At 58.5% G+C, this 13,438-nt stretch carries 10 protein-coding genes and 1 pseudogene; 6 read left to right on the top strand and 5 right to left on the bottom strand.

Features of this window, described 5'->3' with window-relative positions:
• Positions 1-50: 50 nt before the first annotated feature.
• Entirely contained in the window at positions 51-1,658 is a 1,608-nt protein-coding gene (locus JFT87_RS08510) for an ATP-dependent nuclease (RefSeq protein ID WP_201200414.1), read from the bottom strand.
• A 228-nt stretch (positions 1,659-1,886) separates the two neighbouring features.
• Between JFT87_RS08510 and JFT87_RS08505 the strand changes: the two genes are divergently transcribed.
• The 3 genes from JFT87_RS08505 (at position 1,887) to JFT87_RS08495 (ending at position 4,955) form a co-directional block, all read left to right on the top strand.
• Positions 1,887-2,438 carry an SH3 domain-containing protein gene (locus tag JFT87_RS08505; protein ID WP_201200411.1) on the top strand — a complete coding sequence of 184 codons (552 nt, stop codon included), beginning with the start codon at positions 1,887-1,889 and terminating at the stop codon, positions 2,436-2,438.
• 99 nt (positions 2,439-2,537) lie between these two features.
• Positions 2,538-3,314 carry a hypothetical protein gene (locus JFT87_RS08500; protein WP_242487242.1) on the top strand — a complete coding sequence of 259 codons (777 nt, stop codon included), beginning with the start codon at positions 2,538-2,540 and terminating at the stop codon, positions 3,312-3,314.
• A 234-nt stretch (positions 3,315-3,548) separates the two neighbouring features.
• Positions 3,549-4,955, top strand: a complete 1,407-nt coding sequence (locus JFT87_RS08495; protein WP_201200410.1) for a DUF2252 domain-containing protein — start codon at positions 3,549-3,551, stop codon at positions 4,953-4,955.
• Positions 4,956-5,043: 88 nt separating this feature from the next.
• Here the strand turns inward: JFT87_RS08495 and JFT87_RS08490 are convergent, their stop codons facing one another.
• Positions 5,044-5,622, bottom strand: coding sequence for a GNAT family N-acetyltransferase (locus JFT87_RS08490; protein WP_201200408.1), 579 nt, complete (start codon positions 5,620-5,622; stop codon positions 5,044-5,046).
• A gap of 212 nt (positions 5,623-5,834) precedes the next feature.
• Between JFT87_RS08490 and rimJ the strand changes: the two genes are divergently transcribed.
• Together rimJ and JFT87_RS08480 are read left to right on the top strand one after the other, a co-directional pair.
• Entirely contained in the window at positions 5,835-6,422 is a 588-nt protein-coding gene (gene rimJ, locus JFT87_RS08485; protein WP_201200406.1) for a ribosomal protein S5-alanine N-acetyltransferase, read from the top strand.
• Between the two features lie 69 nt (positions 6,423-6,491).
• Positions 6,492-7,930: pseudogene (locus tag JFT87_RS08480) on the top strand (ArnT family glycosyltransferase).
• A 127-nt stretch (positions 7,931-8,057) separates the two neighbouring features.
• Here JFT87_RS08480 and JFT87_RS08475 read toward each other — a convergent pair.
• Together JFT87_RS08475 and pmrG are read right to left on the bottom strand one after the other, a co-directional pair.
• Positions 8,058-8,900 carry a phosphatase PAP2 family protein gene (locus tag JFT87_RS08475; protein WP_201200404.1) on the bottom strand — a complete coding sequence of 281 codons (843 nt, stop codon included), beginning with the start codon at positions 8,898-8,900 and terminating at the stop codon, positions 8,058-8,060.
• Between the two features lie 32 nt (positions 8,901-8,932).
• Positions 8,933-9,604, bottom strand: coding sequence for a lipopolysaccharide core heptose(II)-phosphate phosphatase PmrG (gene pmrG / locus JFT87_RS08470; protein ID WP_201200401.1), 672 nt, complete (start codon positions 9,602-9,604; stop codon positions 8,933-8,935).
• 254 nt (positions 9,605-9,858) lie between these two features.
• Between pmrG and JFT87_RS08465 the strand changes: the two genes are divergently transcribed.
• Positions 9,859-11,778 (top strand): HAMP domain-containing methyl-accepting chemotaxis protein, encoded by a 1,920-nt coding sequence (locus JFT87_RS08465; RefSeq protein WP_201200399.1) that lies wholly within the window; start codon positions 9,859-9,861, stop codon positions 11,776-11,778.
• Positions 11,779-11,953: 175 nt separating this feature from the next.
• Here JFT87_RS08465 and JFT87_RS08460 read toward each other — a convergent pair whose 3' ends face one another.
• A complete protein-coding gene (locus JFT87_RS08460) occupies positions 11,954-13,327 on the bottom strand; it encodes a DUF1329 domain-containing protein (protein ID WP_201200397.1) in 1,374 nt (457 codons plus the stop codon).
• Positions 13,328-13,438: the final 111 nt, after the last annotated feature.

Below are 13,438 nucleotides of genomic sequence, written 5' to 3'. Positions count from 1 at the left end.
ATCAGGCGCCCAGCTCTGCTAACCGCTTCCGGCGGCCGACCCAATGAGCATCACGCATTACAGCGGTTTATGAAGGTACACAACTGATCAAGCCGTGGCTCCAAATCCAGAACACCGCACTTTACCCCGTTGTGTTTCAGATAGTGGCTCGCGACGTCGACCTTGTTGCCCGTGCGTTCCGGGTCTTTATTTTTTGCGTTGGACTTTTCCGGATCCACTTCAAACTTCAACAAATTTGCCCACATTCCACTGCCCACCGGGCGCACCATTGACGGGTGGACCTGTTTCAAACTCGTCCTGAGCGAGTCTTCATCCAGGTAGTTTTCAATTTCGCGGCCTTCCGTCACCCAGGCAAAGCCATTGCCTGCGTCGAACTCTTCCTGCAGACGCTGCTTTGTTTCTGTCAGCTTGGCATCCGGCCCGGCCTTGTCACTGTCGAACACAATGGCGGAGTTGCGATTCAAGCGGCACAGTGAGATCAAGTCGTTTACCGCTGTGCCACTGCCAGTCACATGTTTGAACAGCTTTCCCCCATAGAACATGATCGAGTAATGCAGGCCTTCCTTGAGGCTAGGGTCTCTAGCCATGAGCCAGGTATTGAGATACATGCGGTCCGAAGGGCCCTCGACCCAGATCACGCAATTCGCCTGCAACAGGTCTGCGGCCTGATAGCCCAGACGGTCGAGCACTTCAGCGATATTCGCCTCGACAATCTTCTGGCCCTGCGCCTGGAGGATGTTGATGTCGCGGCTGGCTGCAGCATTGATCAGAGCTGCCGAGTGGGTACTGATCACCAATTGCAGGTTCTTCTTCTCGGCGACCTGCAAGACTTGCTCGAACATACGCCGCTGCAGTTTCGGGTGCATGTGCACCTCTGGTTCTTCGAGCAGACAGATGCTGTCGTCCTGCACATTACTGAGCCAATGGAGTATGGCTGCACAGGCTTTCCAACCGGACGGATACCAGCTGGCTTTGACATTGTTGGGCATGTCCATTCGCGCCCGGCCCGATTCGTCCGGGTTGCCGAGCCATGTGGAGGCCACGCCAGTTTGCGCGGCGTTGATAGCATTACCGTCCAGTGGCACATGCTCAGGCCTGGTGTAACGCTTCCAGTCGATCATTCCGGTGAGCAATTCGGCGTGAGCGTTGAGGTATTCCAGCGCGTTGGCGTCAACGTTCAAGGATTGACCGCCACAGTTCAGATACTCGATCCGAATGTCTTCGGCGGATGGGATCTTTCCCTCCGCCGGATGCTCGGTAAACCGCTCCAGCACTTTTCTAGCAAGTTTCTCGAAATGGCCACCCGCCGGCCTGTACGCCATCGTGCAAGTGACCTTCTGAAACGTTTCGTCCAGAAGGTAATAAGCGAACTTATACAAATAAGCGCGACCGTCCTTGAACTCGATACCGAACTCCGGGCTACAACCACATTCCGGGTTGTCACGCGCGAGGCTTGGCAGCACGTCCGGCCAACGCAAGGCGCGGATCATATCGATGACCGTGGACTTACCCGTGCCATTTTCACCGATCAGCAAATTGACCGTTGCCAGCTCCAGACCGCCCAGATGCTCAAAGAGCTTGTCGTAGTCGACATGGTCATCCTGAATATTGGCATTAAGCCGGCGAATAGATTTGAAGCCGATCGACTTGATATGCATAAGCGGACAATTCTTCCTTGAGTTGATGGATTAATTCCGGACTTTACTCGGCCGCGAGGTTACAGCGTGGCGGATTTTATTTTTGCAAATGAGCATCAAGCAAGCCAAAACCTCTGTGCCCAGGACGATGATGCATAGCGCTCTCCAGTGAATAAGCATCAGGCACGGTGGGCGAGAATCGCCTACCTTGAAGACAGGCAATGGCTGTGGTGCCATCACTGGAGAGCAATGGATATGCGCAAGAAATCTCAGCCGTGGCTGGTTCCCCTCATCATACTGGTGGGCATTTTCTGGCTGTTCGGCGAGAAAACGCCTACAGCGACCAAGCCTGCTGGCGTCGTGACGCCCTCTCAGAATCTGATCTCGACACCGGCTCCACTCGTGAGTCATCCCGAGGCGCCGGCAGCCCAGCCCGTTAGCGATCAATACGTAAACGCAGACAAGCTCAATCAACGCGACCGACCCGCTGGCAAAGTTGTCTCCAGCCTGAAACGGGGAACCCAGGTTCAAATATATGAACGGCAAAATGAATGGGTTCGCGTAAGCGCTGACGGACAGCCCGCAAGGTGGCTGTCGTCCAGCAAGTTATGCACGGGGGCCACCTGTTTTACGGTCTCCAAAGCACCATCTGCACCGCTCGCCTCCCCGCCCAAACAATATCGGCAGGCATCACCCAGTTACGGTTCATCTTGTTCCTGCTCGTCAGGAAACGTGTGTATCGGCCCACGTGGTGGTCGGTATTGCATCACTTCTGGAGGTAACAAACGCTACGGCGTGTGATCCAACAACCGAACTTTGTGATCCGTGGGAAAAGCTGCAAAGCCCATGCACCCAACTCGGGTGATCATTCTCCCCGCCACCATTACCCGAAGGACGCTCATGAACATCTGGCTCGGCGCCATACTGGCTGCCCTCGTTTCTCTTTCGGCCCACGCAGCCACCGCCGACATTCCGCCGAGGATTCAGCAGGTCAATTACAAAAGCGGTTATGGCAGCGTGCAGTTCAAACAGTCGATCAAGGGCTATAAAACCGCGGAGTACAAACTCAACGCCAAGGCGGGGCAGGTGCTGACGGTGGACTTCAAGCCCTCCAACACCTCCGCCTATTTCAATATCGCCGCCAAGGATTCTGACTCCGCGCTGTTCAACGGCTCGGTCATGGGCAATCACTTCATCGGTTCGTTGCCCGCCGACGGTGAGTACACGGTGCAGGTTTATCTCATGCGCAATGCTGCACGGCGTAATGAAGTCGCGAACTACGGGATCACCCTGATCCTCTCCAACGGCGACGCAGCGGATAACAACTCGCCATTCGAGCAGAACCTGGCGTTGCAGGGCATCAACTTTCACCTGAAAGAGGATCGGGTCGATGGCAAACCCACTTTGCGCATCGAGCCCAAGGGGTTGGAAATCGACAATTCGCTGCTGACCCAGCCACTCACGGGCAACATCGTCCGTGCCGAAGTTGCCGACCTCAACAATGACGGCTCACCCGAGATCTACATCGCCACGCGCGCGCCAGGTCGCGGTATGCAGGGAGGGTTGGTCGCCTATTCGGCCAACAACAAAAAATCCCTCAGCGAAATCTATCTGCCCCCGGTCAGCGACAATCCGAAAACGGCCGAGGGTATCAGGGGGAGGACGCGTTTGCGGTAGTCGAGAACAGGCTGGTGCGGCGCTTCCCGGTGTATGACAGCGCGGATGCCAATGCGGGCCGGACGGGAAAGATGCGGCAGGTTCAGTACAAATTGATGGCTGGCGAGGCTGGGTGGATTTTGCGTGAGGACAAGGTCACGGAGTATTGAACGGCAACCGCTCGTTGCAGACAGACGGATAAACCGCAGAAGCGCTTCTACACTCACAGCGCCGCCCCCGTCAGAACGAGCCCCCATGACCAGCCTTCAAGATCGCATGCAACAAGGCAAGGACGCCCGCAAGAATTGTTCGCGCAGCTCTCAGGCGAACACGGGCAAGATGAACCGCGACCCGATTCCGCTGATCAAGGCATCCAGCCAGGGCCGCGTCGCCTCGCTGGTCGAATTGCGGTACGGGCGCATGCTGGTTTCGCCGTTCACGTTTTTTCGCGGCAATGCGTTATTGCATGCTCATGATCTGTCGAGTACGCCAAACATGGGGCTGACGTTGCCGATCTGTGGCGATTGTCATTTGATGAATTTCGGTGGTTTTGCCACGCCCGAGCGCAATCTGCTGTTCAGCGTCAACGATTTCGATGAAGCGCATCCCGGGCCGTGGGAATGGGATCTGAAACGCCTTGCCGCGAGTTTCGTGGTGGCCGCGCGTGACTTGCGCCACGGCGATACGGTCGAGGAAGACGTCTGCCGTCAGGTGGTCGCGGCCTATCAGAAAACCATGGCGGAGTGCGCCCAACAGAGCGCGCTGGAAACCTGGTACGGGTCCATCAGTTACGACGATTTGCTGGAGCAAGCGAGTAAAGCCACGCTGGAACACGTGGAGCGGGCCATCGAGAAAGCCGAGCGGCGCACGCATGCCGAGTTGCTGCCAAAAATATGCGAACGTGACGCCGAGGGCCGTCTGACCATTCGCGATGACTTGCCGGAAATTTTTCACCTGCACACCACCACGACGCTGCTGGATGCCGACGATGACTGGCTGCGGTTCTCTGACTGGAAGCCGCTTTACGACACGTTCATGGGCGACTATCGAACCACACTGCAGGCTGACCGGCGTGAGCTAATGTCGCGGTTTCATGCCCACGACATGGCGTTCAAAGTGGTCGGTGTCGGCAGTGTCGGCACGCGTTGCCTGGTGGCACTGTTGACCGACGAACAGGAAAATCCGCTGTTCCTGCAATTCAAGGAGGCGCGGCGCTCGGTGCTCGCCGGTTACGTCAAGAGCAAGTCGCGGGTGCAGCACAACGGTCAGCGGGTGGTGAACGGCCAGCGGTTGATGCAATCGGCCAGTGACCTGTTTCTCGGCTGGACGACCGGCCCCGGCGGTCGACAGTTTTATGTACGCCAGTTACGCGACATGAAAGTCTCGGCTGAAATCGAGACATTCGACGCCGAAACCTTTGCAGCCTATGGACGAACCTGCGGCCGAGCCCTGGCCCGTGCCCACGCCAAATCGTCAGGGCAAGCCGCGCAAATCAGCGGTTACATTGGCAAAAGCGCGGCACTGGCCGATGCGCTCTTCAAGTATGCCGAAGGCTACACCAAGCAGAATGAGCAGGATTTCGAGCGCTTCCAACAGGCTTGCCGCAAGGGCCGTTTGCGGGCGCGTTCCGAGGCCGACTTTGCGGCGGATCACTTGCCATAGTCACCGTAATGGCCCGGTGAGCGTTGAGGTAGATAAATTTTTCTTCACTACACGCGCCTCCATCAAACGGTACATTGCCCTCGCTCATTCAAGAAACTACGGTTTGCCCGCCCTCCCGCGGGCTTTTTTTTGCCTGCCGTTTGCCGTCGAAGCGATACACATAAGTGTCCTGCACGCCGTGGCGTGAAGAATGGCGGGCCTGTGGATGAATTCTGATCAGCGCAAATCCCGCCGATTGAGCCAAGCGTTGGCTGCGCGTATTGGCCGACGAAGTGGTCAGGTAAAACCTTGAGTCAGGCAAACTTCTCACCAAACGCGCAAGAGCGGCGCGCATGTAGCCATTGCCGGAATGCTCGGTGTTGGCCCAGTACCCGACAACAAAGCGATCACGCTGGCGCGGTTTCAGGCCGATGCAGCCAATGATGGCTTGCCCGTCCGCACTGATGATGAACAACCGGCGCTCAGCGGTTTCACTGCTGAAGTCGTCACGGGCCTGTAGCAAAGATTCCAGCGCCTGCACCTCGGTGGTGTGCGGCCGGGCCCAGGCGAGGAACTCCGCGTGCTGTGGATAACTGACGTTCAGCGCTTGCTGGAACGCCTTGCACAATGCCGGATCCGGAGACCTCAATGTCAGCGACTCAGTGCCGACGGTAAACGCAAACTCCATCACCCTCTCCCTGACATTACACCGCCGATGCAGGAGCTGCCGCAGGCTGCGATCCTTTGACGTTACTCTTTCAATTAAAAGCAGGATCAAAAGATCGCAGCCTTCGGCAACTCCTACATATGTGCAATGAGTGGCCAGAATTTATAGAGCGGTTTGTATTTTCTGCCGCAGCGGGCAATTCTGTCCTTTGATACCACTGACCGGAGCGCCCAATGCCGCTGCTGACCCTGCCCTGCAATCGCCTGACCCTGGCGGTGCTCGACCCTGAACAGGCGGCGCTGGAGAGCGACTTCTACCGGCGCAACCTGAGGCATCTTGCCCGCTGGTCGCCGATTCGCCCCAGCGATTACCACAGCACTGAAAACATCCGCCCGCGCCTTGAGGTGCAAGCCAGCGCGTTCCAGGCCGGCCTGGCGGTGCATTTTGCGTTGCTGACCCCGGACAGCGGCCAGATGATCGGCGCCTGCAACTTCAGCAGCATCACTCGCGGGGCGTTTCAGGCCTGCTACCTCGGTTACCACATCGACGAAGCTCATCAGGGCCAGGGCTTGATGCAGGAAGCGCTGGAAGCAGGCATTCGCTATATGTTCGAACAGCAGAGTCTGCACCGGATCATGGCCAATTACATTCCTGGCAATGAGCGCAGTGCGCGGCTGCTGGACCGTCTGGGATTTGAACGCGAGGGCTATGCCAAGGCCTACCTGAGTATCGCCGGGCGCTGGCAGGACCACGTGCTGACGGCGTTGATCAACTCAACGTTCGAAACACCGGACAAGCGCTGGTCGCGACGGTTGGCGTGAGTTTCACAATTTGTTAAGCATTGGCGCAGTATGCTCAGGCCTCCCGCCCCTTTCGGTTGCCTGAAAGCCATGTCGCGTCCTGCCCCGTTGCTTTTCCTGCTTGGCTGTCTGCTGTTTTTCTTCGCACTTGGCAATCATCAATTGCAAGGTTCTACCGAAGCCCGGGTTGCCGGGATCGCCATGGAAATGCACCTGGATGACGACTGGGTGACCCCCCGTTTGTTCGGCGAACCGTTTCTGGAGAAACCTCCCCTGAGCCTTTGGCTCGATGCCGGGGCAATTCGCGTGTTCGGCGGCACGCCGTGGGCAGTGCGACTGGCCTCGGCGTTTGCCGGGTTGTTCAGCGTGATGGTGCTGTACGCGATGCTGCGCCGGTTTGGCCGGCCAAAGACCGTTGCCTGGACCGCCGGGATCCTGCTGGCGACCATGGCCAGCTACTGGAGCAACGTGCGCGGTGTCGGTGAAGACGCCTTGCTCGCCCTCGGCGTGACCATGGCGCTGTTGGCTTTTTTCAGGGGCAAAGAGCATCGAGCTTCGGCAATTCGCTGCTGTTTGTCATCGGGATTGCCATTGCGACGCTGAGCAAAGGCGTGTTGGGCCTGGCGATGCCGGGGGTGGTGATCTTCGCGTTTCTGCTGGCCGAGAGCCTGATGGACAAACGCCTGAAAGTCGCCGACTGGCTGCGCCCCGGCGTGTTGACGCTGGTGGGGTTGATTCCGCTGCTGATCTGGCTCGCCGTGCTGTATCAACGCGGCGGCGCACATGCCCTGGGCGAAGTGCTGTTGACCAACAGCGTCGGGCGCTTCAGCGGCTCCTTCGTCGAAGCCGGGCATTACGAACCGTTCTATTACTACCTGGCCAAATTGCCGGAAGCATTCCTGCCCTGGAACATTCTGGTGTACCTGGGGCTGTGGCACTTTCGCAAAAGCCTGATGGCCAACCGTTACTTGCTGTTTTTCACCCTGTGGATCCTGGCGCAGTTCGTCATGCTGACGTTGGCGTCGAGCAAGCGCACGGTGTACCTGATGTCGATGACGCCTGCCGCGGCGGTGATTGCGGCGGAGTATGCGTGGGTGTTGCTCGAGAAGTTGAAAACGTACGAATCGGCCAACTCTTTTCCAGGCAGAATCGCTCGTCATCGTCAGGCGCTGGCGGCAACCGTACTGACGGTGGTGATTGCTGGCTATCTGGGCGCCGCACAGTGGGCACTGCCAAACGCCGATAAGCATCTATCGTTCCTGCCATTGACTGACCACATCCAATCGCTGCAAGCCGACGGTCATCAAGTCGCGCTGTTTCAGGCAAACGAGCGGGTCGGTGGCGCCAGCGTGTTCTATACGCAGAGTGTGCTGAAGGGACTGGATACAGAGGCGCAGTTGCAGGACTTCCTCAGCGCTGCATCAACGAACGTGGCGGTGATCTCGGCGGACACTGAACCCGCCGCGCCACTCAAAGTGCTGAAAACCATGATGGTCGGACGGCAGGCGTACTACTTCGTCAGCGACTGACGCCTGTCCGAAACCTACCTGTGGCGAGGGGATTTATCCCCGATGGGGCGCGTAGCGGCCCTCTCTTTTGATTCAAAAGAAAGGACCGCTGCGCAGTCCATCGGGGATAAATCCCCTCGCCACAGGGTTATTCGTTGCTCAAGGGAGTTGCCAGGATGCTGGCAGGCACTCGCTGTTGATGCTTGTGCAGCACCGGCTGCTCCAGCCGCGCTCGCCCGTAGAACGCCAGTGCCGTCAGCAAACACGCCAGCCACACGAAGATCCCGGCCCAGAAGGTGTGGGACATGTAGTGCCAGCCCTGCAGGACCCGTGTGGTGCCGTAGATGAAGCCAAGCAACAACGAACCCCACATCAGCGCTTTCGAGAAGCGCCACCGGTAACGACGGGCCACGAAATACAACGCAAGCATGGTGAAACCGCCCGAGGCATGTCCGCCCGGCCAGCAGCGTCCGTCGCCAGCTTCCTTGAACAGCTGGAAGTTGTTGTACCACTCCATGTGGGCGATTTTGCCGCCATAGAGGGTCGTTTCAATCGGGCAGTAGACGCTGGTGTGGGCCTTGAGGAAGTGGATCACGCCGGTGCAAATGGCAAACGCAAACACCACAAACAGGAAATCCCGACGATGCCCGCTGGCAAACCGCAGTACCGGTGCGACTTTGCTGCGTTCCAGAAAACCAGCCAGTCGCGGGTACTTTTGCGTGTTGATCAGCGGCCAGACAAACGAGAGGATCGCGCCGATCAAGGCGATTTCAGCCGTCCAGTTCGGAATGATGCGCGCCCACTTGTGGGTGAGCTGTTCGAAGAAATGAACCTTGTCCAGCGGGAAGCTCTGGGTGACAGGATCAAACAGAAGGTTGCTGAAAGCGATGTCGATTTTCGTCATGTCGAACATCAGAAAAACCACGGCCGCACAGAACAGTGGAATACCAAAGTTCACCCAGTAAAAGCGGTAAGGAGAAGAAGTCAGCATGAACGTCCTGATTCAGAAAAGTGAAGGGCAACTTACTGGGTCGTCACCGACCGCCAGTCAGAGGCCTCGATGAAGCCAAGCATACGCGGCGCTTGAGGGGTTTCGGCGGAGATGAACAGCGAGGCGCCATAACCGGGGGTGGAAAGCGACAGGTTGAGCGCTTTCGCCAGATCTGCCATGCATTCGCTATGGGTCACCAGAATCAGGTTCCTGCCTGGCACTTTGTGCGCCAGCGCGTCGCGCAACATGGTGCCCTTGCAACTGATCAACCAGTCTTCGCCCACACCCACCGAGTTGAACATGTAGCCGGCGGTCTGCGCCGTGCGCAGCATCGGGCTGTTGTAAATGTCGGCTCTGGTCAGGCCCAGACGTTCGAAGTGCGAACCAACAGCAACGGCGACGCCGCGGGAACGGTCAGTGATGCCATCGTTACCACTCAGGCAAACGGCCGTGGAGTGATCGCAACGTTCGACGTGGCGTACCAGAACGATCATGTCGCCCTTGGCCCAGCCGGACACCAACGCCTTGGCGCCGGCCACGTTGCCATGGGCCAGGTCCGGTACCGAGGCGGGCCGCAACAGCCAGATCGTCAGTGGAATAACCAATAGCGAAGCGGCCAGGATGACGGCGGTGTTTCGATAACGGGCCAAACGGCTCACGTTAATCGAGCGTTTTACCCCGAACAGACTCAGTCTCAATTCCACATCAAGCCGCCTCGCCAGCCAGCATCACTTGTCATTCGATGCGACGAAACTACAGAGGCTCGCGTGGGCAGCGGGTGAAACCCATGTGAAAAAAGTCTTGGGATCGTCTGTTACAAATTCTGTCCTACAAAAACCTTTCAGCTCTCGGGATTACTGCCGATACAGGTTGGCAACACACCTTGCTGGCACCCTAAAAACAACAATCTTCCAGCCAAATGACGATAAAGAAATACAACGTTCCTGGAGGAATTGTGATGAATAGCTGGTTCGCAAATATCAGCGTAAACCTGAAACTGGGCCTGGGATTCGGTCTGGTTCTGGCATTGACCTGCGTCCTGGCCCTCACCGGCTGGACAAGCCTGGGCGGGTTGATTGACCGCAGCAACTGGATGAGTGACATCACCCAGCTCAACGCCGGCCTGACCAAATTGCGCGTGGTTCGCCTGCAATACATGCTGACCAACGGCGACGAAACCGCCGCGCAGAATGTACAGACCACCCTCGACAGTTTTGCGGCTCAACAAACCGCACTGCTGGGCAGTTTCAAAAATGCTGACAACCTGAAAACGCTCAAAGAGCAGGCCGCGGTCATCGCCGCGTATCAGGCATCGTTGAAAGAAATGCGCAGCGCTTACCGCACCGGTAACAACGCCCGCGACGCCATGGGCGCCAATGCCGAGTCAGCCAACACGCTGATCAACACGATCAGCAAGCAAGTTCAGGAGATGCCCCTGAGCGATCAACGCTTCGAACAGTTCCAGGCTGTTACGGCGGCCAAGGAAGCGTTCATGCTGGCGCGCTACGAAGTGCGCGGTTACACCGCCAACTCTAATGCCGAGACCGAACAGAAGGCTGTCGCCCAACTGGATGCGGCCATCGCCAGCCTTAAACAACTGAACGTGCATTTTGCCGACACCCAGCCAGACAACCTGCGTCAGCTGGAAACAGCGCTGACTAATTACCGCAGCGCCTTGCAGGCGTTCAAGGTCGCCACCGCCGACGCTGTGCGAGTGCGCAAGGACATGACCGACCAAGGCAATGCCATCGTCGACCTGAGCGACAAGCTCTATCAATTCCAGCTCGACCGTCGTGACGTCGAAAGCGCCCAGGCCCGCACCCTTCAGCTGATCAGCACCTTGCTGGCGTTGCTGGTGGGCGTGATTGCCGCGGTGGTCATCACCCGTCAGATCACCGGCCCGCTGCGCGAAACCATGACCGTGGTTGACCGTATCGCCAGCGGCGACCTGTCCCAGGACGTCAAAGTCACCCGCCGCGACGAACTCGGCGTGTTGCAGCAAGGCATTGGTCGCATGGGCGTGACCCTGCGGGACCTGATCAGCGGCATCCGCGACGGTGTCACCCAGATCGCCAGCGCGGCCGAAGAGTTGTCGGCCGTGACCGAGCAAACCAGCGCCGGGGTCAACAGCCAGAAGATCGAAACCGATCAGGTCGCCACCGCGATGCACGAGATGACTGCCACTGTGCAGGAAGTCGCGCGCAACGCCGAAGAAGCCTCCCAGGCAGCCGCCGCGGCGGATGGCGAAGCTCGTGAAGGCGACAAAGTGGTTAACGAAGCCATCGCCCAGATCGAACGCCTGGCCACCGAAGTGGCGCGTTCCACGCAAGCCATGAACGTGCTGCAACAGGAAAGCGACAAGATCGGCAGCGTCATGGACGTGATCAAGGCCGTGGCCGAACAGACCAACCTGCTGGCCCTCAACGCCGCGATTGAAGCCGCCCGTGCCGGTGAAGCCGGTCGTGGTTTTGCCGTGGTGGCCGACGAAGTCCGTGGCCTGGCCCAGCGCACGCAGAAATCCACCGAAGAAATCGAAGGCCTGGTGGCCGGTCTGCAGAACGGCACCCAACAAGTGTCGGCGGTGATGAACAACAGCCGCGCCCTGACCGACAGCAGCGTCGCGCTGACTCGCAAGGCTGGCGTATCACTGGAAAACATCACCCGCACGGTGTCCAACATCCAGTCGATGAACCAGCAAATCGCCGCCGCTGCCGAACAGCAAAGCGCCGTGGCCGAAGAGATCAGCCGCAGCATCATCAACGTGCGCGACGTGTCCGAACAGACCGCCGCCGCCAGCGACGAAACGGCTAAATCCAGTGTTGAACTGGCACGGTTGGGTGGTCAGTTGCAGCAGATGGTCAGCCACTTCCGCGTTTGACCTTCAGTCAGCGTCATAGCCTGGATCCAATCGCGGGCAAGCCCGCTCCCACAGGTTTTCGGTCGTTCACAGAGTTTGTGTCCGACTCGATACCTGTGGGAGCGGGCTTGCCCGCGATTGCGTTATGACTGGCACTACTGAAGTCTGGTCATGCCTCGAAACTGCCCGCCCCTTTCTATCGCGTGCCACGCTGACGCAATGCCGACGGCATAAAATACGCATCTTCCGGCACCGGTTGCGCAAAATCCACGGTCTCCGCTTCTTCGTTATCGAGGTTCTGCACGTAGTAACGGCGGGCCTGCAAGTCATGGAAAACGTCCAGCGCACTCCACGTCGTTGGCAGGTCGTAGAAGTTTTTCAGGTAGGCCATCGACACGCGCCACAACTCCCCTCGCCCGTCGTATTGATCGACCAGCGCCGCGCCCCAGCTGTCTTCATCGAGAAACAGCACGCGCTTGGAATAGATGTGTCGCGCGCCCGGTTTCAGGTTGCCTTCAACCACCCACACCCGGTGCAGTTCATAACGCGTGAATTGCGGATTGAGGTGGCCCGGCGTGAGCAGTTGCGCGTATTTCACGTCGGGGCTGCCAACTTTGTAGTTGTTGTACGGAATGTAGATTTCCTGTTTGCCCTTGAGCTTCCACTCATAGCGATCCGGCGAGCCGTTGAACAGGTCGGTGTCGTCGGCCGTGCGCAGGCCATCGGATGATGCAATCGGCGTGTCATAGGCGAGGTTCGGTGCGCGGCGCACGCGGCGTTGGCCGGCGTCGTAGATCCAGGCCTGGCGCGGGTCTTTCAGCTGATCGAGCATCTCATGCACCAACGCTGCACCGCCGGCCAGCCGCGCCGGACTTTTCACAAAGGCGAGGTAGTAGAACAGGATGTTTTTCAGGTCGGCGAACTGGCCGCCGGGACGGTAATAGTTGAAGAGTGCCTCCTGCTGCGAGGTCACCAGGGCAAAGCTGCCGTTGCGCTGGACCGGCGCTTCGGAAGCGCGGCGCACCACGTAGATACCGCGATAGCGGGTGATGTGGTTCCACAACACTTCAATGCCGTCCTTCGGTACCGGGAACGGCACGCCGCCATAGGCATCGGAGAAACCGCTGCCGCCCTCGAGCAGCTTGGCCGAGGTGGCATTTTTCAGAGTGTTGTCGTACAGCCATTGCGGTGCCGAACCTGATCGACGGGAAGGATAGATCGGCATCTGAAAGGTGTCGGGGTAGCTGTTGAACATCGCGATCTGGCCCGGGCTGAGATGGGCCTTGTACTGATCGAGGTTAGCCTTGGTGATGGTGAACAGCGGTTTGTCCGCCGCATACGGATCGGGGTGATGCTGGCCGGGTTTGTAGCCGGCCGGCGCCTGGGTGATGCCGCCAGTCCACGCGGGAATGGTGCCCGCCGCGTTGCCGGCACGCTCGGCGCCCATGGGGGTCAGGGTGGTTTTCAGCTGTTCGGCTTGCTGTGGGGTGATGGCGGCCAGGGCGGTGCCTGCGGCCAGACCCAGCACGAGCGCCAACGATATTCTTGTCAGTCGTGAAGTGTGAAACATGATCTTCTCCAAAATACAAAAACCTGTGGGAGCGAGCTTGCTCGCGATAGCGGTGTGTCAGTCGACATCAATGTTGAATGTACCGGCCTCATCGCGAGCAAGCTCGCTCCC

The organism is Pseudomonas sp. TH15 (assembly GCF_016651105.1).
Lineage (GTDB): Bacteria > Pseudomonadota > Gammaproteobacteria > Pseudomonadales > Pseudomonadaceae > Aquipseudomonas.
Note: the sequence above shows the minus strand (reverse complement) of the source record. Positions and strands in the feature narration are given on the sequence as shown.